Raw genomic sequence first — 23,835 nt, 5'->3', positions numbered from 1 at the left:
CGTGATGACCGACCGCACCCTCTTCGACACCTCCCACGAAGCAGCCCACCTGCCCGGCTACGGCCCCGTCCCCGCCTCCTGGGCCAGGGCCTTGACCCACGACGCCCTGGACGGTGCCCAGCTCTGGGTCCGTCGGCTCTACACCACCCCCGGCACCGGGTGCCTGGTCGCGATGGACTCCCAGGCCCGCCTCGCACCGAAAGGACTCGCGAGGTTCATCGCCCGTCGCGACATGGACCTGTGCCGCACCCCCTGGTGCGGTGCCCCGCTCGCCCAGACCGACCACATCACCGACTGGGCTGAGGGCGGCCCCACCACCGTGACCAACACCCAGGGCCTCTGCACCAGGTGCAACCTCGCCAAACAAGCCCTCGGCTGGCGCGCCAGGACCCTGCCCGGCACCGGACGCACCAGGCGCCACACCGTCGCCACCACCACCCCAACCGGGCACACCTACCAATCCCGCGCCCCAGCACCACCCGGCCACATCGACATCGGCACACCCCGCGAGCAGCTCCTCCACGACCTCATCGCCGGAGGTTCATCAGGCCTGCGCGTAGGCGCGCGGTCTCGTCGTAGAGTCGCTCGTCGTGAGCCGCCTCCTCCACCTCAACGGCCCGCCCGGCATCGGGAAGTCCACGCTGGCCAGGCTCTACGTGGCCGACCACTCAGGCGTCCTGAACTGCGACATCGACGTTCTCCGGACCCTCGTCGGTGGCTGGGAGAGCGACTTCGGCGAGGCCGGTGCGCTCATCCGGCCCGCGGCGCTGGCCATGATCGAGGCCTACCTCGCCCGCGGCCACGACGTGGTGCTCCCCCAGATGTTGACCAACCCCACCGAGCTGGCGCGGTTCGAGGCGAGCGCCACCGCCGTCGGCGCGCAGTTCGTCGAACGCTTCCTCATGGACACGCCTGCGGCCTCCGTGGCGCGGTTCCACCGCCGCGGGGCGGATCCAGGGGCGGAGGCGCACGACCCGTGGCACGACCAGATCCGGGTGATCGTGGCAACGAACGGCGGGGACGAGGCGCTGACCCGGTCCCACGAGGCGCTCGAACGCCTCCTGCCGCAGCGCCCCGCCGCGGTCGTGATCGCCAGCGCCGACGGCGAGGTGGCTGAGACCTACCGCTCGCTTCTCGAGTCCCTGGGCTGAACCGCAGGACCTGGGCTGGGCAGCGAGCGTAGGAGCCGGCGGAGGTACAGCGAAGGCAACGACAGCGGCCGCGACGTCGTCATGAAGCCGAGCCGTCGCACCCCGGTCGGCGACCAGCCACCAGCTCGACCCCGGCGTTGTCGTGATGCCGAATCTTGCGCTGACGCTACTCGTGACCGGCCCCGGTGAAAAACCTCTTGAACCGCGAGCCCCGCCGACCTACCGTTGTGGCACACGGGAAAAGGAGGTGGTCCAAAGAATGATTTCTTTGAGGACGCGTGAGGTGGCTGCCCGCTAGCAGCCATGCACCATGTCGGGCCGGAATGCCCGACCTGCTGCTGGCGAATTCCTAGCAGCTACCCGACCCGCAGGTGATCCGGCTACACGTCCGCCGGAGCGGTCTCTCCGGAGGCCACGCCTGCGGGTCGTCCCATGTCCGAACCAGGTGGCTGCCCGCCACCAGCTCGTACGTCGGACCCGGGCGCCGGTGCCTCTGCCGGCCCCCAGGTCACCAGCGAGCCGACCATCGACAGGGCGGCCCAGGTGACGACCACGGCCGCCAGGTAGCGGATGACGGCGACGTCGAAGGGCACGGTCCCGGTCATGGCGGTATGCCACAGGGCCGGTGAGGCCAGCACACCTGCCGCGACCAGAACGGGCAGGGAGAGCAGTCTCATGCGGTCACTTCCATCATGCGCTCACCGGTCACGATGCCGACCGACCGGATCTGCGCGTTGCCGTTGAGCTCGGAGTAGGACAGGACGGGGAGCCGGTCGACCGCCAAGGTGACCATCCGGTGCACGGCCGCCCGGACCTGCGGGGCGCACACGAGCACCGGACGGATGTTGCGGTTCTCCGCGTCGACCAGCAGCTGCGACAGCGAGCCGAGCACGGCCTGGGCGGTGGCCGGGTCGAGCACCACGGTCATGCCGCTCTCGGTGGGCCGCAGCGACTCGAGGATGCGCTGCTCGAGCTGCGGCTCGAAGGAGATGACGTGCAGGGCGCCGTCGACGATGTGGGGAGCGACGATCGCCGGACCGAGTGCGGCGCGCACGGCGTGGACGAGGCTGTCGAGGTCCTTGCCGTAGGGGGCGCGTAGCGAGAGTGCCTCATAGATCCGGACCAGGTCGCGCACCGAGACCCCCTCGTCGAGGAGCGCCTGGAGCACCTGCTGCACCTCGCCGAGGCTCAGCAGGGCTGGCGTCAGCTCGTCGACGACCACGGGGTGGGTGCGCTTGACGACGTCGGTCAGCAGCCGCACGTCCTCGCGTCCCAGCAGCCGCGACGCGTGGACGGTCACGATCTCTGCGAGGTGCGTCGTGATCACCGCCGACCGGTCGACGACGGTCGCGCCGCTGAGCTCGGCCTGGCCGCGCAGGTCGGCGGCGATCCAGGTGGCGTCGAGGCCGAAGACGGGCTCGCGGGTCGGCGTACCGGGCAGGGAGCCGAGGTGGTCGCCGATGGCCAGGACTGTGCCTGGCGGTGCCTCGCCGCGGGCGACCTCGATGCCGAAGACCTTGACGACGTAGGTGTTCATCGGCAGCTCGAGGTTGTCGCGGGTGCGCACCGGCGGGATCACGATGCCGATCTCGGTGGCGATCTTGCGGCGTAGTGCCTTGACCCGCTCCAGCAGGTCACCGCCGGCGCCGGCGTCGACGAGGTCGATGATGTCGGCCGACAGCTCCAGACCGAGGGGGTCCACCCGGATCTCGGCGGCGAGGTGCTCGGGGGAGTCGTTGGACGGGCCGGCCGCCTCCAGCGCGTGGGTGGTCACCGTGGCGTCGTCGGAGTCCTGCTCGACGCGGGTGGAGATCAGCAGCAGCACACCGCCGGTGAGGATGAACGGGATCTTGGGCAGGCCCGGGATCAGGCAGAGCGCGAGCGCGGCGATGCCGGCGATCCGCAGCGGCAGCTGCCGTGCGGTGACCTGCCGGATGATGTCGGAGCCCATGTCCTGGTCGCCGACGCCACGGGTGACGATCAGCCCGGTCGCGACCGAGAGCAGCAGGGCCGGGATCTGGGAGACCAGGCCGTCGCCCACCGTGAGCAGGCTGTAGGTCGAGACGGCGTCGCCCGGGCTCATCCCCTTCTGGGTCATCCCGATGGCGAAGCCGCCGATCAGGTTGACCATCGTGATGATGATGGCGGCGATCGCGTCGCCCTTGACGAACTTGGACGCGCCGTCCATCGAGCCGTAGAAGTCGGCCTCGGCGTGCACCTCGGAGCGGCGCCGTCGTGCCTCGTCCTCGTCGATCAGTCCCGAGTTGAGGTCGGCGTCGATGGCCATCTGCTTGCCGGGCATCGCGTCGAGGGTGAAGCGGGCGCCGACCTCGGCCACGCGGCCGGCGCCGTTGGTGATGACGACGAACTGGATGATCAGCAGGATCACGAAGATGATCAGCCCGACGATCAACGAGCCACCGACCACGAAGTGGCCGAAGGTGTCGATCACCTTGCCGGCGTAGCCGTCGAGCAGCACCAGGCGGGTGGCGCTGACGTTGAGCGCGAGGCGGAAGAGCGTCATCACCAGGAGCACGGCGGGGAACGCCGCGAAGTCCAGGGGCCTCGTCACGTACATCGCGGTGAGGAGGATCAGCAGCGCGCCAGTGATGTTGACGGCGATCAGCAGGTCGAGGATGACGGCCGGCAGCGGGATCACCAGCATGACCACGATCATCACGATGCCGACCGGCACCCCGAGCTGGGTCAGTCGCTTGAGGGGCATCGGGTGCGCCTTTCAGGGTCGGCTGCGGATCCCGCCGTCCCTGGCGCAGCGCGACACCGTCCTGGCGTCGCAGTGCCTATCGGGTGGCGAGCACGGGACCTGAGGGGATCCGGCGGCGACCCGCGACGGGCACCGGCTCGAGGTCGGTCTCGTGGCGCGGGCTGCGGTGGGTGCCGCCGACGCGGCCGGTGTTGCGGCGGCTGATCACGAAGGCGAGGACCTGGGCGACGGCAGAGAAGAGCTCTGCGGGGATCTCCTGGCCGACCTGGGTGGAGGAGTAGAGCGCGCGGGCGAGGGGAACGTCCTGCACCAGGGGCACGTCGTGCTCGCCGGCCAGCTCGCGGATCCGGGCCGCGATCGTCCCGGCCCCGCGGGCCACGACGGTGGGCGCGCCAGCCTCGGCGTCGTAGCGCAGGGCCACGGCGACGTGGGTGGGGTTGACCAGCACCACGTCGGCGGAGAGCACGTCGGCCATCATCCGGCTGCGGGCCATCGCCAGCTGGCGCGAGCGGATCGCGCCCTTGAGCATCGGGTCGCCCTCCTGCTGCTTGTGCTCCTGCTTGACCTCCTCCTTGGTCATGCGGGTCTGCTTGCCGATCCGGCGCCGGTTCATCGCGTAGTCGGCGCCGGCCATGACCAGCCCCGCGACCGCGACGTTGCGGATCAGCGACAGCGCCTCGGCACCGGTCTGGCGGAGCATGAAGTCGATCGGCACCATGCCGCCGATCAGCGGCATCATCGAGGTGATGGCGCCCTTGACGAGCACGGCGACGAGAGCGCACTTGAGCAGCATCTTGGCGCCCTCCCAGAGCGCCTGGATGCCGAAGATGCGCTTGGCGCCCTTGATCGGGTCGAGCTTGGACCACTTGGGCTGGACGGTCTTGGTGGCCAGGAAGAAACCACCTTGCGCGAGCGCGGAGCTGACCCCGACGACCATGACGGCAGCTCCCAGCAGGACCAGGGCCTTGAACGCGTGGGCGGACCCCTGCCCGAGGAGCTGGAGCGCCTCGGAGGCGGTGGGGTCCTCGATCGTGCGCAGGGAGTCGATCATCAGGCCCTTGATCGCGTCGAACTCGCGGCTCATCATCGCCGGCATCGCCAGCCCGGCCAGGAGCATCGCGGCCCACGCCCCCAGCTCCTGGGTGCGGGGGACCTGCCCCTCCTTGCGGGACTCCTTGCGCTTCTTGGCCGTGGGCTTCTCGGTCTTCTCGTCACCGCTGCTCACTCATCCCACCTCCTCAGGATCCGCCGGCCATGGCGTCCATGGCCTGGAGCGCCATGTCGACCATCGTGCGCATGACGCCTGGCAGGACCGGGAAGGAGAGCCCGACCAGGAGCAGGGTGAGCCCGATCTTGGCCGGGAACATCACGTTGATCGCCTGGAGCTGCGGCGCGATCTTGGTCAGCAGGGCCAGGCCCAGGTCGGAGATGAAGAGCACCGCGATCATCGGTAGCGCGATCTGCACCGCGGTCACGAAGAACATCAGGAACGCCTTCGTCAGGACGCTGGCCGAGCCGTCGACCTCCGGAGTCTCGCCGATCGGCAGCAGCTCGAAGGTGCGCAGCAGACCGCCGATGACCAGCAGGTGCCCGCCGCTGGCGAAGAGCAGCATCGTGGCCAGCATCTGGTGGAAGGTCCCGAAGACGGAGTTCATGTTCATCCCGAGCGGGTCGAAGCCCTGGGCGAGGGAGAAGCCCCCGAAGACGTCGACCAGGCTGCCGGCGGCGGCGATCGCGCCCAGCAGCATCGAGGTCACGAAGCCCATCGAGATGCCGATCAGCGCCTGCGTCAGCACCGTCAGGAGCAGGCTCGGGCCGTCGAGCGGGATCTCGGACTCGGCCAGCACGGGTGCGACCGCGAAGCAGAGCCCCAACGACAGCACGACCTTCGCCATCGCCGGCACCGCCCGCGAGGAGAACGGGGGCACGACCGCGAGCCAGGCGACCACCCGCACCGACGCCAGCAGGAAGGCGACCAGCGGCTCGCCGGCGAAGGTGAGGGTCATCAGCCGAGGAGCGCCGGGATGCGCTCGTAGAGCTGCGTCGTGAACGTCATCAGCGTGTGCAGCATCCAGTTGCCGCTGATCAGCAGGGCGACGCCCACGCCGACCAGCTTGGGCACGAACGCGAGGGTGAACTCCTGGATCTGGGTCATCGACTGGAAGAGCGAGACGGTGAACCCGATGACCAGGGCGGTCGCGAGGACGGGGGCGGAGAGCTTGAGCGCGACCATCATGGTCTGCATGGCGATCTCGATGATCTCGGTGTCGGTCATCGGCTGCTACCCGTAGCTCGCCACGAGCGACTTGATGACGAGTCCCCAGCCGTCGACCAGCACGAACAGCAACAGCTTGAACGGCAGCGACACCATCACCGGCGGCATCATCATCATGCCGAGTGCCATCAGCGCCCCGGAAACGACGATGTCGATGACCAGGAACGGGATGAAGATGATGAACCCGATGATGAACGCCTGCTTGAGCTCGCTCAGCACGAACGCCGGCACCAGGGTCGAGAGGCCCACCTCGTCGCGGTTGTCGGGCAGCTCGCGGTCGGCGACGTTGGTGAGCAGCGTCAGCTCCTCGTCACCGGTCTGGTCGAGCATGAACTCGCGCAGCGGCACGATGCCGTCGTCGAAGGCCTGCGTCGTGGTCTTGTCGCCGTCGAGGTAGGGCTGCACGCCGACGTCGTTCATCTCCGAGAGCACCGGGCCCATGATGAACAGACTGAGGAAGAGTGCCAGCCCGGCGAGCACCTGGTTGGGCGGGGTCTGCTGGAGGCCGAGCGCGTTGCGGGTCAGCCCGAGCACCACCAGGATCTTGGTGAAGCTGGTGCAGGTGAGCAGGATCGCGGGCAGCAGCGACAGGAACGTCAGTGCCACCAGCAGCACCACCGACGTGCTCGGCTTGTCGGTGAGACCGCCGAAGTCCACGGTCACCGAGCCCGGGTCCCCCTGGGCGCCGGTCGGACCTGTCGGCCCCTGCGGGCCGTCCACGCCGGGCCCGTTGGTCGGCCGGTCGGTGGGCCCGTTGGTGGGAGCATCGGACGGGGTCGGCGTCTCCTGGAGGCGTACGCCGGAGGCCGCGTTCGTCGCGCCGTGGGCGGCGCTCGCCGAGGCGGGTGCGCTCAGGCCGAGCCAGATCGTCACTCCCAGGGCCAGCAGCACGAGCACCCTCCCCAGGGCTCGTCCTGTCCTGCCCCCCGGCCGACTCACGATGCTCTCCTCGAGAGGGCTTGGAGTGCTTGGCGCCAGGTCTGGGGCGAGAGCACGGAGCCGGCGAGGGCGCCGTGGGCGGGCACGGACACGGCCGCAGGATCGGCGCGGCGGGGTGCACGGCTGCGGGGAGCCGCGTGGCGACCGGCGGGCGCAGGCGTCGCGGCCGCAGGCGCGTCCTCCAGCTGGTCGTGCAGGAGCGCCGCGAAGCCGGGGGCCGAGGCGCTGGGTGCGCTCACCAGGTGCGCGATCGGGGCCATCTCGACCTCGCTGTGGCGGTCGGTGTCGCCGAGGCCCTCGAGCTCGTCAGGGTCCAGCTCAGCGAGCACGCGCACCTGCTGCTCGGTCGTGCCGAGGACCAGCACCCGGGACCCGATCGTGACGACGGTGACCGACGAGGTGCGGCTGAGGGCCTGGCGGTGCAGGACGCGGACCGGTGAGCCGGCACGGCCCTTGAAGCGCCGGGCCCCGAGGCGAGCGGTGAGCAGGAGCAACCCCAGCACCACGGCCAGGGAGAAGACGAGTCGGACGACGAGCTCGGTCATAGGTCAGCTCGCGGCCTGGTCGTCGAGGATCTCGGTGACGCGCAGGCCGAAGTCCTCGTCGACGACGACGACCTCGCCGCGGGCGATGAGCCGGCCGTTGACCAGCAGGTCGGCGGGGCTCCCGGCGGCCCGGTCGAGCTCGAGGACCGCTCCCGGAGCGAGGGCGAGCAGGTCGCGCACGGCCATGCGGGTGCGGCCGAGCTCGACGGTGACCTCCATGTCCACGCCGTGCAGCATCTCGATGCCGCGGTGGACCAGTGGGATCACGCCGGAGCCGGAGCCGGAGCCGGAGCCGCTGATCCCGCCGAGCGCCGTGGCGCCGAGGTCCCGCACGGATGCCGCCTCGCCGGTGGCCGCACCGGACGCCACCGGTGCGGCCCCCGCCGAGGTCCCACCCGCGGCCGCTCCGGGCGCCAGGAGGGCGTCGGGCAGGAGGAGTGCTGCAGCGATGCCGCTGCCGATCAGGGGCACGACGGTGAAGGGACCACCGAGGTCGGCGACGACCAGGGTGAGCTCGACCTGGGTGGCGGCCTGCGCCGAGGCGCCGAGGACGGCGGCAACGGCGTCGAGCGCCGGCTGCACTGCAGCGGCGAGGTCGAGCCCGCCGAGCGGGCTTGCCTCGAGCGCAGCGACGAGCTCGTCGCCCACCAGGACCGCGATCCGGCCACCGGCGACCGCGGCGACGGCCGCGCCGGCGAACGAGGAGACCACGTGCTCGGTGCCCGGCTGGGCGCCGCCGGCCACGAGCGGGGTCGCAGCGGGCAGGACCTCGGCCGCAGCCTCGCCGGCAGCGATCGCCAGGTCGTTCGGGTCGGAGGGGAGAGGGGAGGTGGTCATGAGGTCTCCTTCGGGGTGCTCACGATCAGGGCGGCCAGGCGCGGGCCCTGGGCGCCGGCGGTCGCATGGGCGAACGTAGTGTCCTCGACGGTGACGTCGAGGGGTGCGGAGGCCGGGTGGGCGAGGCGGAGGACGTCCCCGGGGCGGAGGTCGGTGAGGACGGCAGGGTCGACGCTCGTCGAACGGAAGCGCACGGTGACGTCGACGGGAACGGTCTGGAACTGCTCCTGGAGCAGGGCTGCTGCCTGGGCGCGCTGGGCGCGCTCGCGGTTGGAGACGGGAGCCGGGGCGGCGGCGGCGGTCAGGTGCGGCAGCAGGCCGCTGAACGGCAGGCACACGGTCATCCGGTGCGCCCGGTCGTCGATGCGCAGCTCGAGTCGCATCACGACCATCACGTCCGCGGCACCGGCCACCTGCGCGAACTGGGGGCTGTACTCCACACCGACCACGGTCGGCTCGAGACCGACGATGCCCGACAGCGAGTAGCGCATCTCGGCGAGCAGCCGGTCGATGAGGCCGCGGATGACGCCGCTCTCGATCTCGGTCAGGGGCCGCTGGGGCTGATCGCCCGAGCCGGGGCCGCCGAGCATGTGGTCGACGCAGGACATCGTGGCGTCCAGCGGGATCTCGAGCACCCCGACCCCGGGCATCGGGTCCGCGGAGAACTTGGTCATGTAGGTCGCGGCGCCGAGCGAGTCGACGTACTCCGCATAGCTGCGCTGGTCGATGCCGACCACCGACACCGCGCACACGCTGCGCAGGGCGGAGGTGAAGACGGTCGTGGCCTGGCGGGCGAAGCCGTCGAAGCCCAGCTGGAGGATGCGTTGGTGCTCGCGGGACAGCTGGATCGGTCGCCGGAAGTCGTAGGCAACGGGGTCCGCTGTCCGGGTACGACGCCGCCCGCGACCGCTCGCGGTGCCCGTGCGGGGCTGGGCGATGGTCGACGGCGGCAGGCTCACGTGAGGGGGATCGGCCCCCTGCTGGTGCACCTGAGCGAAACGCCCGTGACGGCTCCCGGTGGACCCGGGGTGGATCCCCCGGGGTGGATCCCCGGGGTGGATCCGGGCGATCGGCGACTACTGGGTCACGAACTCGGTGAAGTAGACCCCCATCACCTCCCCGTGGTAGCTCTCCTCGAGCGCGTGACTGAGCTCCTTCTTGAGCTTGTGGCGTCCGGCCGGCTTGGTCAGCTCCTCGGCGCTCCGCCCGCTGAAGATCTCGATGACCGCGTCCAGCGCCTTGCTGCCGTCGAGCTCCTCGGCGCCCTCGATCAGCTGCAGGGCCACGCCGATGCGCAGGTAGTGGCTCTCCGCGAGGTTGATCTGCACCGGCTCGAGGACCAGGACCTCACCCGGCACGGCTTCCGGTTCGGCCTCGCCGGAGGGTCGCAGCAGGAAGAACCACGCGGCGCCGCCCAGCAGGGCGAGCACCAGCACGATCAGCAGGATCTTCTTCTTCCCGCCCCCCTTCGCCTTCTCGTCGTCGGAAGCCGTGTCGCTCGGAGCCGGAGCCGTCTTGGTGCTCATGAGCCGTCTCCTTCCCGTGCGGCCGCCACGTCGTCCAGCATCGCCCGGGTCTCGGGCGGCAGCGACGAGAGGACGACCACGTCGACCCGCTTGTTGACCTCCTGCGAGCCCGGCAGGTCTGGGTCGACCAGGGGCTTCTCGTGGCCGTAGGCGGCCAGCATCAGCCGACTGCCGGGCAGGCCACCCACCTCGTCCAGCCGACGCAGCACCGTCAGGGCCCGGGCCGCCGAGAGGTCCCAGTCGGTGGCGAAGTACTTCGGCCTCACCTTCACCTGGTTGGTGTGACCGTCGACCTGCAGCGGCTCGTCGACGCCGGCCAGGACATCGGCCAGCGTGTCCACGACGTCACGGCCGCGGGTGCTCAGCGTGGCGAGGTCCGCCTCGAACACGACGTGGCGCGAGACCAGGCTCAGCACCAGGCCGCGCTCGTCGTAGGAAACCTGCACGTCGTCGGCCAGCCCCTTCTTGCGCAGGGCTCTCAGCACCTGCTCCTGGAGCTCCTCGAACCGGGTCACCTCGGCTTCGGCGTCCTGGCGCCGGCGTACGGCGTCCTGCATCGCCTCGGCCACCCCGTTGGAGGTCGACGCGAGCTCGACCTCGCTCAGCTCCTGAAAGTTGAGCGCGGGTGCCACCGGTGCCATCGAGGTCGTCCCGGCCTGGTCCAGGATGGAGGACGAGCCGTCCAGCACGGAGGTCGACTGGCCGAAGCCGGCCGCGAGTCCGTCCTTGAGTGCGTTGAACTTCCTCTGGTCGACCTGGCTCATGGCGAACAGCACGATGAAGAGCACCATCAGCAGGGTCACCATGTCGGCGTAGGTCACCAGCCAGCGCTCGTGGTTCTCGTGCTCCTCCGGCTCCTCGTGCCGGCGTCGCCTTGTCGACATCTCAGGCCGCCTCGGGGACCGTCTGACCCACGGGCAGCAGCGAGGTGAGCTTCTGCGCGATGACTCTCGGGTTGGAGCCGGCCTGGATCGCGGCGACGCCCTCGATGACGATCTCCATGCGGGCGGCCTCGAGCTCGCTGAGCCGCTTGAGGCGACTGCCCAGCGGCAGCCAGATGACGTTGGCGGACATGACGCCCCACAGGGTGGCGATGAAGGCCGCAGCGATCAGATGTCCTAGCTCCTCGGGCTTCGCGAGGTTCTCCAGGACGTGCACCAGGCCCATGACCGTCCCGATGATGCCGATGGTCGGGGCGTAGGCGCCGGCGTCGGCGAAGAACTTGGCGGACTGCTTGTCGGAGCGCTTCTTGGCGATCATCTCCGACTCGAGGATCTCGCGGACCTCGTCGGGGTCGGTGCCGTCGATGGCCAGCGTCACGCCCTTGACGAGGAACTCGTCGTCGATGTCCTTGAGCGAGTCCTCCAGGGCCAGCAGCCCCTCGCGGCGAGCCCGCTCAGCGAGCTGGACCACGGCTGGGACCACGTCCGAGGCCGGCGTGATGTTGCCGGTGAACGCGCGCTTGAGGGCGGCCATCGAGTTCTTGGCGTCCTGCATCGTGCCGCCGGCGAGCGTCACGAGCATGGTGGTGCCGAAGACGAGGAGCAGCGGCGCCGGGAGCATGAGGCTCATTGGGTTGCCGCCCTCCATGATCTGGGAGGCGAAGACGACGCCGAAGCCGACGCCGATGCCGATGGGGGTCGCGAGGTCCATCAGAACTTCCCCTCCGACCGGTTCTCGTGCACGTGCAAGGAGGGGTGGGGGGTGACGGACGCGAGCCGGGGCACGCTGTCCGCAGGGGGAGGGACGTCCTGGCGGGTGCGGGCCGCCTCGGGAGACACCCGGTCGTCGTCCGGCCAGACGTCCACCTCGCCGACCTGCACGTGGGCGCTGAGGGCGATGACCTCGGCACGGTGGTGACGGATCGCGTTGATGACGGCGTGGAGGCCCTCCGCGACGACGTACTTGGAGCCGTCGATGAGGGTGATCACCGTGTCGGGCGTGCTGTCGACGCGTTCGATCAGCTCGGAGTTGAGCGCGAACGCGGAGCCGGAGAGACGGGTCAGCAAGATCATGGGGGGAGCACCATCCTTAGTGCGGGTGTTCGACGGCCATCCGTGGCGGTCAGAGGTCTCATCGGTAGGGGAGGTATAGACCTGAGGGATCCGTACGACGGGCTGCGCGGCAGCGACTCGGGCAGCCCGACGCACGGACGTCTGCTGCTACCTCTTGATGTTGACCAGGTCCTCGAGGACCTGGTCGGAGGTCGTGATCACGCGCGAGCTGGCCTGGAAGCCACGCTGGGCGAGGATCAGGTTGGTGAACTCCGCGGCCAGGTCGACGTTGGACATCTCCAGGGCGCCGCCGATCAGGGTGCCGCGCTGGCCGGCGCCGGGGATGTCGATCTCCGCAGTGCCGGAGTTGGCGGACTCCCGGAACGACGTCTCGCCGACCCGCTCGAGGCCGTTGGGGTTGTTGAAGTCGGCCAGGGCCAGCTGGGCCATGTCGCGCTGCACGCCGTCGGAGAAGACGCCGCGGATCTTGCCGTCGGTGCCGATCGCGTAGGACGTGAGCTCGGTGCCGACGGGCACGGCCGGGGTGAGCCCGGCGGTGTCCAGCGTGACGTTGACCAGGCCGCCGGTGGCCACCCCCGCCGCATCGAGCGCGTAGCCCTGGACCCGGGCGCCCGCGGGGCTGACGAGCGCGCCGGTCTCGTCGAAGGTGAAGGCACCGGCGCGGGTGAAGATCTGCTGGTTGCCGTCCTGGAGGACGAACATGCCGTCACCCTGGATCATCAGGTCGGTGGCACGACCGGTCATCTGGGCCGACCCCTGGAGCAGGTTGGAGGCGACCGCGGCGACCTGCACGCCGAGGCCGACCTGGATCGAGTTGGTGCCGCCCTGGCTGGCGCTGGCGCCGGAGGCACCGGTGAGCATCTGGCTCAGCGTGTCCTGGAAGACGACGGTGCTGGACTTGAAGCCGATCGTGTTGGCATTGGCGATGTTGTTGCCGGTGACGTCGAGCATGGTCTGGTTGACGCGAAGGCCGCTGATGCCGGCGAAGAGTGAGCGAAGCATGGGATGTCCTCTCGGGCCCTCAGAGGGCCGGAACTGCCAGGGATGGGATCGTGGGGGTGGTCGGGGTGGTCGGGGTGGTCGGGGTGGTCGTGGTGCCGTCGGTGACGGACTGGACCTGGAAGATGGGGACCTCGACGCCACCGACGTCGAGGACCGGGCCTGAGGGTCCGAAGGTCACGCCGCTGACGAGGCCGCTCCCCTCGGTGCCGTCGCCCAGGGTGTAGGTGACCTGGCGGCCGACGAGCTGGGCGCCACCGAAGGCCATCTGGGCCCCGAGCAGGGCGCCGGTCTGGTCGGCGACGGACTGCATCTTCTCGAGAGCGGTGAACTGGGCCGACTGCGACAGGAACTCGCTGGTGTCGCTCGGGTTCATCGGGTCCTGGTAGCGCAGCTGGGCCACCAGGAGCTGCAGGAACATCTCCTTGTCGGCCGAGCCCGTGCCCGTCGTGGACGTGCTGGCGAGCATGCCTGTGGGCGGCGCCATGGTTTCGATTGCCGGGATGGACAACGCGTTCCTCCTCCTAGATGGACACGTCCAGGCCCGAGGGCCCGCGTGACGTGCGCAGCTCGACCGGTCTCGACGGGGTCGTCGGGTCCGGGCTGCCATCCCTGGCGGTGGTGTCCTCACGCGTCCGTGCGTGGTGATCGTGGCCGAACCCTCGTGGGGGCCCGGAGTCGCCGGCGCCGGGGCGGTCGCTCCCCGAGGGGACCTGCTCCCCAGCGGCGCGGGCGTAGGCGGCCGCGGTGTCGTCGCGGCTGGTGCTGCGGTCGAGCAGGCCACCCAGCCCGCTCGTCCCGGCGGCACCCAGGTCGCGGATGGTGACGGTGGCGTCGGCGCCGCCCAGCTCCAGGAGTCGGCGCAGGTCGGGGGAGCTGTGGAGCAGGGCGTCGCGCGCCTCCTGGCCGGCCGCCAGGCTCACCCGCACCGTTCCGGCGCGCACCGTGAGGGTCACCCGGACCTCGCCGAGCGAGCCGGGGTCGAGGCGCAGCGTCAGGTGGTGGGTGCCGGGGCCCGAAGAGGCGAGCCGAGTGACCTCGGGGAAGACCTGGCGCGTGACTGCTGCGGTGGCGGGTGGAGCGGCAGGTCGTTCGGCCGAGGCCCCTGCCGTCGGGCTGGTGCCCGTGACGCCGGCCGCTGCTGCTGCGCCGGGGTCGGCGGTCGGCGTGGGGGTGCTGGCCGAGTCGGCGCGTTGTTGCACGGTGGCGGGGGCCGGGGACGCCGAGTCGGCGCGTTGTTGCACGGTGGCTTCCGTCCTGGCCGTGCTCGTGGCCTCGGCCGCAGCGGCGGGTGCGTCTGCGGCGTCGCCCTCGGGTCGTCGTACGACGTCGGGGGTGGGGGTGGCCGGGTCCGTGACGAGCGGCTCGGGCGTGAGCGCCGAGTCGGCGCGTTGTCGCACGAGCGCGTCGGCCGTGCCGGTCGAGGTGGTCACCGGGCCGGTGGGCGCCGGCAGTGAGATCGCAAGCGGGACAGGCAGGCGACCGGCGAGCAGGACCGGCGGCATCGTCGTGCAACATTGCGCCGACTCGGCCTTGTCCTCTTCGGCAGGCTCGGTGGTGTCGTCGGGCGTCGGCTCGGCGGTGACACTCGGCGTCGGCTCGACGGGGGTGCCGGCGTCCGCGACGAGCGCTGCCACGAGAGCGCCGAAGCCCAGCCCCTCGGGCGTGGCCGCCGTGGTGGCCGCAGCACCGGCACCTGCGGCGCCGGGGGCGCCGGGGGCGCCGGGGGCGCCGGGGGCGACGACGGGGGGCGACATCGGGGCGATCGTCATCAGGCTGCCTCCAGCATCGACATGACGGAGCGCACGTAGTTCTGCGTCTCGGGGTAGGGCGGGATGCCGTCGTAGCGCAGCACCGCGCCGGGTCCGGCGTTGTAGGCCGCAAGTGCGAGGGGGGTGGAGCCGAAGCGGTCGAGCAGGTCGCGCAGCAGGCGGGCGGCGCCGTCGACGGCCTGCGTGGGGTCGAAGGAGTTGGTGACGCCGAGGCCCTGGGCGGTGCGGGGCATGAGCTGCATGAGGCCCTGGGCGCCGGCTGGGCTGACGGCGGTCGGGTCATAGCCCGACTCCTGCCTGGCCACGGCGGAGAGCAGGGCGGGTGAGACGCCGTACTTCTGCGCGGCGCCGTTGAAGAGCTCGGCGAACGGGACGCCACCGACAGCACCGCCCGTCGGTGCTCCGGCGCGGCTGACCGGAGCCGCCCCGCCCTCGGGCAGGATCCGGCGGATCGCCACGGGGGTCTCGTAGACGTCGATGACACGCACGTCGAGCCCGGTGCGCGGTGCCTCGATCATCTGGTTGTTGCCGATGTAGATGCTCACGTGGCTTACCGGCGACTTGAAGGCCAGGATGTCGCCCGGCTGGGCTTCCGCGAGCGATGCGACGGGTCGACCGGCGGTGGCCTGCTGGTAGGAGACGCGGGGGATGTCGATGCCGAGGTTCTTGTAGACGAGCTGGATCATCCCCGAGCAGTCGAGGCCCTTCTGCGGGTCGGTGCCGCCCCAGAGGTAGGGGACGCCGAGGTACTTGCGGGCCTCGGCGACGACGGCCTCCCCACCGACGCCCGCGCCAGCCGTGCCACCCGTGGTCGGTGCGGTGCTGGAGAGCGGGGGCGTGGTCGTCATGCCGGCCAGTGCCGCGGTGCCGGCGGTGGCGAGCGCGCCGCTGAAGGCGGTCGAGGCGGGCCTCGGCGGGGCGAGCAGCGCGAGCTGGCTCTGGATCATCGAGATCCGGCTGGTGACGTCGGAGACGCTCATGAGCGCCCCCCCGCCGTACGACGGAGCCACAGGCGCCCGGCGACCTCGTCGAGCTCGCGTGCCTCGTCGTGCGCGTCGACGGCCCGGCGCTCGTCGACGCGGCTCTCGAGGAGGTTGTCGACGGCCGAGAGGCGGGTCTTGTGCGAATGCCAGTGCGCGTCCGCGCTGGAGCGTACGACGGCGGCCTGGTCGGCCTCGCCCCGTCGATGGCTCGCGGCGTCGGTGAGCGCGGCGAGCGACGCGCGCAGCGCGACGAACTGCGCGGCATCGGTGACGACCCGGCTGCCGTGCTCGCGCACGCTCTGCTCCAGGTCGGCCACGGCCTGCTCGTGTTGGCGCTGCTCGACGATCGCCTGCTGCAGCCCGAGGCGGCTGTCGCGCTCGCGGACTGCCCGGACGCGCGACACGGCCTGCAGCCCGCGGTCCTCGGCGGCGCTCACGGTGCCACCAGTCCCTGGAGGCGCGCCCAGGTCTCGTCGAGCGGGGTGGCGGCGTCCATCGGCTGGCGCAGGAAGTCGTTGATCTCCGGCATCCGGGCGATGGCCGCGTCGGCGTCGGGGTCGGTGCCCGAGACGTAGGCACCGATCTCGACCAGCTCGCGGACCGAGCGGTGGGCGGCGAGCATCCGGCGCAGCTGGATCGCGGCCTCGCGCTGCTCGGGCGTCGTGACCGCGGAGGTCACCCGCGAGATCGACTCGAGCACGTCGATGCTCGGGAAGTGCCCGGCCGTCGCGAGACGACGGGTGAGCACGACGTGGCCGTCGAGGATCGAGCGGGCGGTGTCGCCGATGGGGTCCTGCATGTCGTCGCCCTCCACCAGCACGGTGTAGAGCCCGGTGATCGAGCCCGTGGGCGAGGTCCCGGCTCGCTCGAGCAGGCGGGGGAGCAGGGCGAAGACGCTGGGCGGGTAGCCGCGGGTCGCGGGCGGCTCGCCAGCCGAGAGGCCGATCTCACGCTGGGCCATCGCGACGCGGGTCAGGCTGTCCATCATCAGCAGCACGTGCTTGCCGTCGTCGCGGAACCACTCCGCGATCCGCGTCGCCACGAAGGCCGCGCGCAGGCGCTCGACGGGCGGCGCGTCCGAGGTGGCGACGACGACGACGGAACGGGCCAGGCCTTCGGGGCCCAGGTCGTTCTCGATGAACTCGCGCACCTCGCGGCCACGCTCGCCGACCAGGGCGATGACGGAGACCTCGGCCTCGGTGCCGCGGGCGATCATCGACAGCAGGCTGGACTTGCCGACCCCGGAGCCGGCCATGATCCCGAGCCGCTGCCCGGTGCCGCAGGGCACCAGCGAGTCGAGGGCCCGCACACCGAGCCCGAGCTGGCGGTCGATGCGGGGGCGGGCGAGGGCGTCGGGCGCTGCCTGCTCGACCCGTACGACGGGCAGGTCGCCGAGGGCGGGTCCCCCGTCGATCGGGCGACCGAGACCGTCGAGGACCCGGCCACGCAGCCGGTCGCCGACGTGGATCTGCAGGGGACCGCCGGTGTGGCGGACAGGGGCGCCGACCTCGAGCCCCGCGGTGTGACCGAGCGGGAGGCAGACGAGCCCTGTGGTGCTGCTGGCGGCGACCTCGGCGAGCACCGGGGTGGGCGCCAGGATCTCGAGCAGGTCGCCCACGGCGGCGCGCAGGCCGGTGACCCGCAGGTGCAGGCCGACCATCTCGCTGACGCGGCCCAGCCGCAGGGGAAGCATCGAGGCGCGGGCGCGATCGACGAGCCCGGCGTCCAGGAGCGCGGTCACGACAGCACCTCGCGGAGCCGCGCGAGGGCGGTCTCGATGCACAGGTCGACCACGTGGTCGTCGGCCTCGATGACCGCGTCACCGGGCTGCAGCGAAGGATCGCCCACCACGCGCACGCCCTGCTCCGAGAGCTCTCGGACGGCGGCCGCGTCGGTGACCGACGGGTGCAGGCGCAGCGTCACGGGCAGGCCCGCCGGCAGCACCGACAGCGCGCGCCGCACGACGTCCCCGCCGAGGTCGGGGGACAGTCGCAGCTCGTGCTGGACGAGGGCCTCGGTGAGCTCACGGGCAAGCAGGAGTGCCTGGTCCTCGACCCGGGCGCTGACCGCGGCGAGCGTGTGCTGGAGCGAGGCGGCGGCCCGGGTGAGAGCCTCGACCGCGGCGCGGTGCTCCGTCTCGCGGTGTGCCTCGGCGATGCAGCGCTGCTCCTCGGCCACCGTGGTGACGGCGGCCGCCTCGACGGCGGCCTCGCGCCGGCCCTCGGCCCACCCCACGGCGTACCCCTGGCTGCGGGCGGCCGTGCGGGTGCTCTCGGCGAGACCGGACAGGACCTGCTCGGTGACCGCGTCGCCGAGGACCGAGCGGTCCCCGAAGCGGGTCCACGAGCCCGAGCGCAGCTCGGGGGTGCCCATCGAGCTGGCCGCGTCGGCGCTCGCGCCGCGCAGGACCGCGGCCCCGGCGCCCGGCCCCGTGTCAGGGCGGGCCTCAGTCGACGAACTCATCGTCATTCCCTCGCCGGACCATGATCTGGCCCTGCTCCTCGAGCTGTCGGATGGTGCGGATGATGGCCTGCTGGGCCTCTTCCACCTGGGTCAGACGCACGGGCCCGAGCAGCTCGATCTCCTCGACCAGCGTGACGCCGGCGCGCTCGGACAGGTTGCTGGTGATCTTGTCTCGCACCTGGTCCGCGACACCCTTGAGCGCGAGCGCGAGCTCGGATGTGTCGACCTGGCGCAGCACTTGCTGGATCGACCGGTCGTCGAGGTCGACGATGTCCTCGAACATGAACATCCGGCTCTTGACCTCGTTGGCCAGGGCGGCGTCGAGGCTCTCGAGCCCCTCGACGATCTGGCGCTCGGTCGAGCGGTCGGAGCGGTTGATGATGTTGACCAGGGGGTCTAGGCCGCCGACGCGTGAGAGGTCGGACGGCTGGAGCATCGAGGAGAGCTTGCGCTCCAGGGTCGCCTCGACCGCGCGCACGATGTCGGGTGAGGTGCGGTCCATGACGGCGATCCGGTGGGCGACCTTGGCCTGCTGCTCGGGCGGGAGGCCGGAGAGCAGCAGCGAGGCCTTGTCGGGCGTCATGTGGGCGAGTACCAGGGCGATCACCTGCGGGTGCTCGTCGACGATGAAGGAGCGCAGCTGCGCCGGGTCCGCGCGGTGCAGGAACTGGAAGGGCATCTGCACGGCGGCCGCGTTGAGCCGCTCCATGATCTCCGCGGCGCGCTCGCTGCCGAGCGACTGCTCGAGGAGCTGCTGGGCGAAGGCGAGGCCACCCTGCGCGATGTGGGCCCGGGCGGTCATCAGGTCGCGGAACTCGGTGAGCACCGACTCGGTCTCGCCACCGCTGATGGAGTCGAGGCGGGCGATCTCGGCGGAGATCGCCTCGACCTCGCTGTCGTCGAGCTTGCTCATGACAGCGGCCGCCCGGTCGCGACCGAGCTGGACCAGCAGGATGGCGGCCTTGCGCACGCCGAGGCCGGCGAGGGTCGTGGTCATCAGGGACGCTCCACGAGCCAGCCGCGCAGCAGGGCCGCGACGTCCTCGGGCTGACGCTCGACCAGGGAGTTGAGCTCCTCGCGCAGCTCCAGGGTCTGGTCGTGCTCGGCCTGCTCCAGGGCGAGCGCCGCCGGCGGCATCTCCAGCGCCGAGGTGCGGGCCGAGGACTCCTGGCGCAGCTGCTCGACGACGTACGTCGTGGCCTTGTCGCGTGCCTTGGCCCGCTTGCGTCCGGTGATCCAGGCCAGCAGCAGCATCAGCACGACCAGCACGCCGAGGCCGATGTTGCGGTAGAGCGTGGTCTGCTCTGCCTTGGTGTTCGCAGCAGCCGCGGCCTTCAGCTCCTCGGCCGCCGCCAGCTCGGCGGTGCGGTCGAAGGGCAGCGAGGTGACCTGGACGGTGTCGCCGCGCTTGCGGTTGATCCCGACGCCGGCAGCGACCAGGTCCTGGATGTCGGTGGGCGAGATCTGCTTGGTGGTGGCGGTGTCCAGCACGACGCTGACGTGCATCGAGCGGATCGAGCCCGGCGAGGTCTCGCGGCGCTCGACGGTGCTGTCGACTGCGTTGTCCTCCGCCGACTGCTCCTTGACATAGCTCGAGGCGTCGCCGCCCGAAGCGGTGGTGTCCATCTGGCCGTCCGGGCCGACGACGCCGCCCACCTGGGTGGTGGCGTCCGGGCCGGTGTAGGTCTCGCTGCTGCTGCTCGCGGAGAGCGGCGGGGTGTCGTCGTCGACGGAGAAGTCGGTCGTCTCGACCACCGACTGGTCGAAGTCGAGGTCGGTCGTCACCTGCACGGTGGAGTTGCCCACGCCGACCACCCGGTCGAGCATGGACTGGAGCTGGCCGTGCAGCTGGTCCTGCATCGCCTCGGTCTGCTGGGTGCGGGTGCTCGAGGCCGCCGCGGCCGAGCCGTCGGGGGCGGAGAGCACGAGTCCCGTGGAGTCCGCGACCGTCACCTTCGTCGGGTCGAGGCCGTCGATGCTGGAGGCGACGAGGTGGACGACGGCCTGGACCTGGTCGGCGCCCAGGGTCGTGCCCGGGCGGGTGGCCACGAGGACCGAGGCCGTGGCCGGGTCCTGCTCGTCGGCGAAGACCTGCTGGGGCGGCAGCGCAAGGTGGACGACCGCGGTCTCGACGTCGTCGATCGCCTCGATCGTGCGGGAGAGCTCGCCCTCCATGGCCCGCTTGAAGTCGGTCTGCTCCTGGAACTGCGAGGTGGACAGGCCCTGGCTGTCGAGCAGCGAGTAGCCGTCGTCGCTGCTGGTCGGCAGGCCCTCACCGCTCAGGTCGATGCGGGTCGAGTAGACCAGGTCGCGCGGCACCATCACGGTGCCGCCGCCGCCGCCGAGCTCGTAGGGGACGCCGCTGGTCTCGAGCTGGTCGATGACCGCGGAGGCATCAGCGGAGGAGAGGTTGGAGTAGAGCGGCGCCATGCTGGGCGTGGCGGCCCACTTGAAGACCATGAAGCCGGCGAGCAGGAGCGCGGCGGTGCCGAGCACGGCCATGGCCTTCTGGCCGGTGGTGAATGTCGCGAAGGTGCGCTGGTACCTGGCCAGCGTGCGACCGAGCTGCTGCTTCATCAGACCTGCATCCGCATGATCTCGGTGAACGCCTCGACGGCCTTGTTGCGGACGGCGACGGTCATCTGGGTGGTCACGGTGGCCTCGGTGGCCGCGATCGTGTAGTCGTGCAGGTTCTGGAGGTCACCCGTGGCGGCCTTGACGGCCAGCTGGTCGCTGCGGTCCTGCACGCCCTCGAGGCGGTCGAGCCCGTCGAGCACCAGGTCGCCGAAGGAGGCGCCCTGGACGCCAGCGGCGCTGCCGGCCCCACCGACCCCGCCGGATCCGGCGGGGGTGCTGGGGACCTGCGGGGCGACGTACGGCGTGAAGCCCATCGCCTCGATGCCGGAGACACTCATCATCGACCCCCGATCGACAGGGCGCTGGAGTAGGTCTCCTGCGCGTACTTGGTGATCTGCACCGAGGCCTGGTAGCCGCGCTGGGCCATGATCAGCTGGCTCATCTGGCTCGACATGTCCACGGCAGGTGCCCGGACGTTGCCGTCGGCGTCGGCGAGCGGGTGGTCCGGGTCGTTGACGACCATGCCGGCCGCGTCGCTGAGGGCGATGCCGGAGACCTGGACGCCGCCGCCGGGACGTGGGGCGGCGGTGACCATCTGGGCCTGAAAGGCGTTCTCGCTGGTCGCCACGACGGTGTTGACGTTGGCGATGTTGTTGGCCAGCGAGTCGAGCCACGTCTGGTGCATGCCGAGGCTGGAGCCGGCGATGCCGAGCAGGTCGAAGGCGCCCATCACGCACCGGCCGAGATCCGCAGGATGTCGAAGCGGTCGCTGACCGCTCGCGTCATCATCTGGTACTGGAACTGCGACTGCATCGCGGCGACCGTCTCCTTGCGGAGGTCGACGCTGTTGCCGTCCGGCCCCACCGGGGTGTCGGTGGGCGTCGTGGCCACCCCGACCTGGCTGGGGTCACCCGACGTGATCGCGGAGCGCAGCGAGCTCTCGAAGTCGACGCTGGTGGCCCGGAAGCCGGGGGTGTCGATGTTGGCGATGTTGTCGGCGATCACGCGCTGACGCATCGACAGGCCGTCGAGTGCGGCGCCGAGGACCGAGGAGACGGCATCGGACGCGGAGAAGGCGGGGACGGACACAGCGAGCCTCTCGAGGTGGTCGAGTGGGTGCCGGTCCGTCGGCGTGGGGCGGGGCGAGCGATCCGTGCTCGCAGGGTTGATCGGTCCCGGGGTGGGGGACCTGAGGGAATCCGTGAAGATCCCGTGAGGGCCCAGACCGGGGGCTCAGCAGAGGACGATCGAGAGCCGTCCCGTGCCATAGCCCGCGATCTCCACGGCGAGGTCCTCGCGACGGCCCAGCGTCAGCGTCCTGACCCGTACGTCGGGTGGGAGCGGCGGGCCGGCCGGGTGCAGGTCGTAGAGCTTGACGTGCGGTGCGTCGTCGACGTTGAAGAGCGAGGCCGCGATGTTGAGCACCTCGTAGAGGTTGTCGCGCAGCGTCTCGTCGAGGGCCCCCTCCTCGAGCGCGGCGTCGGCGCTGCTGGGAGGCATGAGGGCCAGGGCCGCGGCGGCCCGGGCGGAGAACCCGAGGTCGCAGGCGATGACGGCCCGCAGCTGCAGCGAGTCGTCGGTGTAGAGCGCGACGCTCGCGGGCGTCGCGGGTCCGGGAGCGAGGGGACCGATGGGGCTGAGCGTCACGTCCTTGCCGAGGAGCCCGACCAACAGATCGCGCACGTCCTTGGTCACCGGCAGGTGCGTGTCGGTCGTCGTCATCGGTCTAGAGCCCGATGCCCGCGAGGGCCTCGCCGAACGCCTCGGGCGTGAAGGGCTTGGCGATCAGGAACGCGGCGCCGGCCTGCGCGGCGCGGGCGCGCATCTCCTCCGACCCCTCGGAGGTGACGAAGCCGAAGGCGACCTGGGAGCCGGAGGCGCGCAGGCTGGTGAGGACGTCGATGCCGTTCATCTCCGGCATGTTCCAGTCCGACAGCACCAGGTCGGGTGCCTCGCTGCGCACGAGGTCGAGCGCCTCCTGACCGTCCTGGGCCTCGACGATGTCGTGACCGCCGCGGCCGGCCTGACGCAGGGTGCGGATGACGATCTGGCGCATCACGCGGCTGTCGTCGGCGACGAGGATCTTCATGCTGACTCCTGCTTGTCGGTGGCGCGGGCGGGGACGTCTCGCCGGGCGAGCACGGAGACGCGGAGGGGGGACCCGGCCCAGGTGAGGTCCAGGCAGGAGACCTCGGTCAGGTCGGAGGGCGAGGCGATCGTGCCCCGGGCGACCAGCGGGAGCGACAGGGCGCTCGGCCCCGGCATCAGGCTCTTGACGTTGCCGCCGATCATGTTGACCAGCTCGCCGACCGCGTCGGCGACGTCCTCGGTGCTGAGGTCCTCACCGGGCGCGAGGCCCAGCATCCGCTCGGTCGCGGTCTGGGCGACCACGTCGGGGATCTCGACGGTCACGACGCCGTTCCAGGCGCCGGTCACGCTGGTGGCTGCGGACCAGGTCACCCCGTCGCCCAGCCCGGTGTCCGGAAGGGCGGGCAGGAGCGGGTCCTCGGGGCCGAGGAACGCCGACCAGACCTCGTCGACGACGGCGTGCAGGTCGGTGTAGGTGGGGCCTTCGAGGATCATGCCGGCACCTCCGCCACCAGGAGGCCGAGGAGCTCGAGCTTGTCGACTATCGCGTCGGGGGTGAACGGCTTGATGACGTACTCGTGGGCACCGGCGGCGAGGGCGCGCACGATCTGACCGTGCTCGCTCTCGGTCGTGACCATCATCAAGGTGACGTCGCGCCAGCGCGGGTCGTCGCGGACTCGCTGCACGAATTGGTAGCCGTCCATCACCGGCATGTTCCAGTCGATCAGGCACAGATCGGGCACCAAGCCGCCCTCCATGTGGTCGAGCGCGGCCTGGCCGTGCTCGGCCTCGGTCGTGTCGTAGCCGAGGTCCGTGACGATGCGTCGCAAGATCGAGCGCATGGCTCGGGAATCGTCGATGATCAGCGCGTGCATGGGGTCAGGCTCCTGTCGGGGTTGCCGTGGGGGTGGCGGCGGTCGTGTCGGTGGCGAAGGGGATC

Annotated in this window: 30 protein-coding genes and 1 pseudogene; 2 read left to right on the top strand and 29 right to left on the bottom strand. The window is 71.2% G+C overall.

The annotated features are described in order from the left end of the window. Positions 1 to 4 precede the first annotated feature (4 nt). Both BM204_RS23585 and BM204_RS22380 read left to right on the top strand, forming a co-directional pair. Positions 5 to 355: pseudogene (locus BM204_RS23585) on the top strand (HNH endonuclease); the annotation flags it as partial. Between the two features lie 235 nt (positions 356 to 590). Further along, positions 591 to 1,151, top strand: coding sequence for an AAA family ATPase (locus tag BM204_RS22380; RefSeq protein ID WP_143099851.1), 561 nt, complete (start codon positions 591 to 593; stop codon positions 1,149 to 1,151). 380 nt (positions 1,152 to 1,531) lie between these two features. On the opposite strand, the gene BM204_RS20065 is transcribed toward BM204_RS22380, so the two are convergent. The 29 genes from BM204_RS20065 to BM204_RS19925 form a co-directional block, all read right to left on the bottom strand. Further along, complete coding sequence (locus tag BM204_RS20065; protein WP_143099850.1) at positions 1,532 to 1,828, bottom strand: hypothetical protein; 297 nt, start codon at positions 1,826 to 1,828, stop codon at positions 1,532 to 1,534. After that, positions 1,825 to 3,876 (bottom strand): flagellar biosynthesis protein FlhA, encoded by a 2,052-nt coding sequence (flhA, locus tag BM204_RS20060; RefSeq protein ID WP_091117142.1) that lies wholly within the window; start codon positions 3,874 to 3,876, stop codon positions 1,825 to 1,827. The genes BM204_RS20065 and flhA overlap by 4 nt, the downstream gene beginning before the upstream one ends. A 76-nt stretch (positions 3,877 to 3,952) precedes the next feature. Then, on the bottom strand, positions 3,953 to 5,101 hold the full coding sequence (locus BM204_RS20055) for an EscU/YscU/HrcU family type III secretion system export apparatus switch protein (protein WP_091117141.1): 1,149 nt from the start codon (positions 5,099 to 5,101) through the stop codon (positions 3,953 to 3,955). Between the two features lie 13 nt (positions 5,102 to 5,114). Next, positions 5,115 to 5,882 (bottom strand): flagellar biosynthetic protein FliR, encoded by a 768-nt coding sequence (locus tag BM204_RS20050; protein WP_091117139.1) that lies wholly within the window; start codon positions 5,880 to 5,882, stop codon positions 5,115 to 5,117. After that, positions 5,882 to 6,151, bottom strand: a complete 270-nt coding sequence (gene fliQ, locus BM204_RS20045; protein ID WP_091117138.1) for a flagellar biosynthesis protein FliQ — start codon at positions 6,149 to 6,151, stop codon at positions 5,882 to 5,884. The genes BM204_RS20050 and fliQ overlap by 1 nt, the downstream gene beginning before the upstream one ends. A 6-nt stretch (positions 6,152 to 6,157) precedes the next feature. Further along, positions 6,158 to 7,090 (bottom strand): flagellar type III secretion system pore protein FliP, encoded by a 933-nt coding sequence (fliP, locus tag BM204_RS20040; RefSeq protein ID WP_246166564.1) that lies wholly within the window; start codon positions 7,088 to 7,090, stop codon positions 6,158 to 6,160. Then, positions 7,087 to 7,635 (bottom strand): flagellar biosynthetic protein FliO, encoded by a 549-nt coding sequence (locus BM204_RS20035; protein WP_091117136.1) that lies wholly within the window; start codon positions 7,633 to 7,635, stop codon positions 7,087 to 7,089. The genes fliP and BM204_RS20035 overlap by 4 nt, the downstream gene beginning before the upstream one ends. Before the next feature lie 3 nt (positions 7,636 to 7,638). Continuing rightward, positions 7,639 to 8,472: a flagellar motor switch protein FliN gene (gene fliN / locus BM204_RS20030; protein WP_091117135.1), complete on the bottom strand. Its 834-nt coding sequence runs from the start codon at positions 8,470 to 8,472 to the stop codon at positions 7,639 to 7,641. After that, complete coding sequence (locus tag BM204_RS20025; protein WP_246166567.1) at positions 8,469 to 9,431, bottom strand: flagellar motor switch protein FliM; 963 nt, start codon at positions 9,429 to 9,431, stop codon at positions 8,469 to 8,471. The genes fliN and BM204_RS20025 overlap by 4 nt, the downstream gene beginning before the upstream one ends. A 117-nt stretch (positions 9,432 to 9,548) precedes the next feature. Beyond that, complete coding sequence (locus BM204_RS20020) at positions 9,549 to 9,998, bottom strand: flagellar basal body-associated FliL family protein (RefSeq protein ID WP_091117130.1); 450 nt, start codon at positions 9,996 to 9,998, stop codon at positions 9,549 to 9,551. Then, positions 9,995 to 10,882 (bottom strand): OmpA/MotB family protein, encoded by an 888-nt coding sequence (locus tag BM204_RS20015; protein WP_091117128.1) that lies wholly within the window; start codon positions 10,880 to 10,882, stop codon positions 9,995 to 9,997. The genes BM204_RS20020 and BM204_RS20015 overlap by 4 nt, the downstream gene beginning before the upstream one ends. A gap of 1 nt (position 10,883) precedes the next feature. Beyond that, positions 10,884 to 11,651 (bottom strand): motility protein A, encoded by a 768-nt coding sequence (locus tag BM204_RS20010; protein ID WP_091117126.1) that lies wholly within the window; start codon positions 11,649 to 11,651, stop codon positions 10,884 to 10,886. Further along, entirely contained in the window at positions 11,651 to 12,013 is a 363-nt protein-coding gene (locus BM204_RS20005; RefSeq protein WP_091117123.1) for a flagellar FlbD family protein, read from the bottom strand. The genes BM204_RS20010 and BM204_RS20005 overlap by 1 nt, the downstream gene beginning before the upstream one ends. Positions 12,014 to 12,160: 147 nt before the next feature. Then, a complete protein-coding gene (locus BM204_RS20000) occupies positions 12,161 to 13,015 on the bottom strand; it encodes a flagellar hook-basal body complex protein (RefSeq protein WP_091117122.1) in 855 nt (284 codons plus the stop codon). 19 nt (positions 13,016 to 13,034) lie between these two features. Continuing rightward, positions 13,035 to 13,499, bottom strand: coding sequence for a flagellar hook assembly protein FlgD (locus BM204_RS19995; protein ID WP_170259292.1), 465 nt, complete (start codon positions 13,497 to 13,499; stop codon positions 13,035 to 13,037). Between the two features lie 37 nt (positions 13,500 to 13,536). After that, entirely contained in the window at positions 13,537 to 14,769 is a 1,233-nt protein-coding gene (locus tag BM204_RS19990; protein WP_170259293.1) for a flagellar hook-length control protein FliK, read from the bottom strand. A gap of 14 nt (positions 14,770 to 14,783) precedes the next feature. Next, entirely contained in the window at positions 14,784 to 15,764 is a 981-nt protein-coding gene (locus BM204_RS19985; protein ID WP_091117158.1) for a transglycosylase SLT domain-containing protein, read from the bottom strand. Next, positions 15,761 to 16,204 (bottom strand): flagellar FliJ family protein, encoded by a 444-nt coding sequence (locus tag BM204_RS19980; RefSeq protein ID WP_170259294.1) that lies wholly within the window; start codon positions 16,202 to 16,204, stop codon positions 15,761 to 15,763. Before BM204_RS19980 ends, BM204_RS19985 begins: the two co-directional genes overlap by 4 nt. Further along, entirely contained in the window at positions 16,201 to 17,508 is a 1,308-nt protein-coding gene (locus tag BM204_RS19975; RefSeq protein WP_218031362.1) for a FliI/YscN family ATPase, read from the bottom strand. The genes BM204_RS19980 and BM204_RS19975 overlap by 4 nt, the downstream gene beginning before the upstream one ends. After that, on the bottom strand, positions 17,505 to 18,230 hold the full coding sequence (locus BM204_RS19970) for a FliH/SctL family protein (RefSeq protein WP_170259295.1): 726 nt from the start codon (positions 18,228 to 18,230) through the stop codon (positions 17,505 to 17,507). The genes BM204_RS19975 and BM204_RS19970 overlap by 4 nt, the downstream gene beginning before the upstream one ends. Next, entirely contained in the window at positions 18,214 to 19,227 is a 1,014-nt protein-coding gene (gene fliG, locus BM204_RS19965; RefSeq protein ID WP_091117113.1) for a flagellar motor switch protein FliG, read from the bottom strand. Before fliG ends, BM204_RS19970 begins: the two co-directional genes overlap by 17 nt. Beyond that, positions 19,227 to 20,807: a flagellar basal-body MS-ring/collar protein FliF gene (fliF, locus tag BM204_RS19960; RefSeq protein ID WP_091117111.1), complete on the bottom strand. Its 1,581-nt coding sequence runs from the start codon at positions 20,805 to 20,807 to the stop codon at positions 19,227 to 19,229. The genes fliG and fliF overlap by 1 nt, the downstream gene beginning before the upstream one ends. Next, positions 20,807 to 21,145, bottom strand: a complete 339-nt coding sequence (fliE, locus tag BM204_RS19955) for a flagellar hook-basal body complex protein FliE (protein WP_091117155.1) — start codon at positions 21,143 to 21,145, stop codon at positions 20,807 to 20,809. Before fliE ends, fliF begins: the two co-directional genes overlap by 1 nt. Further along, positions 21,145 to 21,537 (bottom strand): flagellar basal body rod protein FlgC, encoded by a 393-nt coding sequence (locus BM204_RS19950; protein WP_091117109.1) that lies wholly within the window; start codon positions 21,535 to 21,537, stop codon positions 21,145 to 21,147. The genes fliE and BM204_RS19950 overlap by 1 nt, the downstream gene beginning before the upstream one ends. Continuing rightward, positions 21,537 to 21,896, bottom strand: coding sequence for a flagellar basal body rod protein FlgB (locus BM204_RS19945; protein ID WP_246166569.1), 360 nt, complete (start codon positions 21,894 to 21,896; stop codon positions 21,537 to 21,539). The genes BM204_RS19950 and BM204_RS19945 overlap by 1 nt, the downstream gene beginning before the upstream one ends. Positions 21,897 to 22,040: 144 nt before the next feature. Further along, on the bottom strand, positions 22,041 to 22,529 hold the full coding sequence (locus BM204_RS19940; protein WP_091117107.1) for a hypothetical protein: 489 nt from the start codon (positions 22,527 to 22,529) through the stop codon (positions 22,041 to 22,043). 4 nt (positions 22,530 to 22,533) lie between these two features. After that, complete coding sequence (locus BM204_RS19935) at positions 22,534 to 22,896, bottom strand: response regulator (protein WP_091117105.1); 363 nt, start codon at positions 22,894 to 22,896, stop codon at positions 22,534 to 22,536. Further along, positions 22,893 to 23,390 carry a chemotaxis protein CheX gene (locus BM204_RS19930; protein WP_091117103.1) on the bottom strand — a complete coding sequence of 166 codons (498 nt, stop codon included), beginning with the start codon at positions 23,388 to 23,390 and terminating at the stop codon, positions 22,893 to 22,895. The genes BM204_RS19935 and BM204_RS19930 overlap by 4 nt, the downstream gene beginning before the upstream one ends. Beyond that, positions 23,387 to 23,770 carry a response regulator gene (locus BM204_RS19925; RefSeq protein WP_091117101.1) on the bottom strand — a complete coding sequence of 128 codons (384 nt, stop codon included), beginning with the start codon at positions 23,768 to 23,770 and terminating at the stop codon, positions 23,387 to 23,389. Before BM204_RS19925 ends, BM204_RS19930 begins: the two co-directional genes overlap by 4 nt. Positions 23,771 to 23,835: the final 65 nt, after the last annotated feature.

This window comes from Nocardioides psychrotolerans (assembly GCF_900113685.1).
In the GTDB taxonomy this organism is placed as follows: Bacteria; Actinomycetota; Actinomycetes; order Propionibacteriales; family Nocardioidaceae; genus Nocardioides; species Nocardioides psychrotolerans.
Note: the sequence above shows the minus strand (reverse complement) of the source record. Positions and strands in the feature narration are given on the sequence as shown.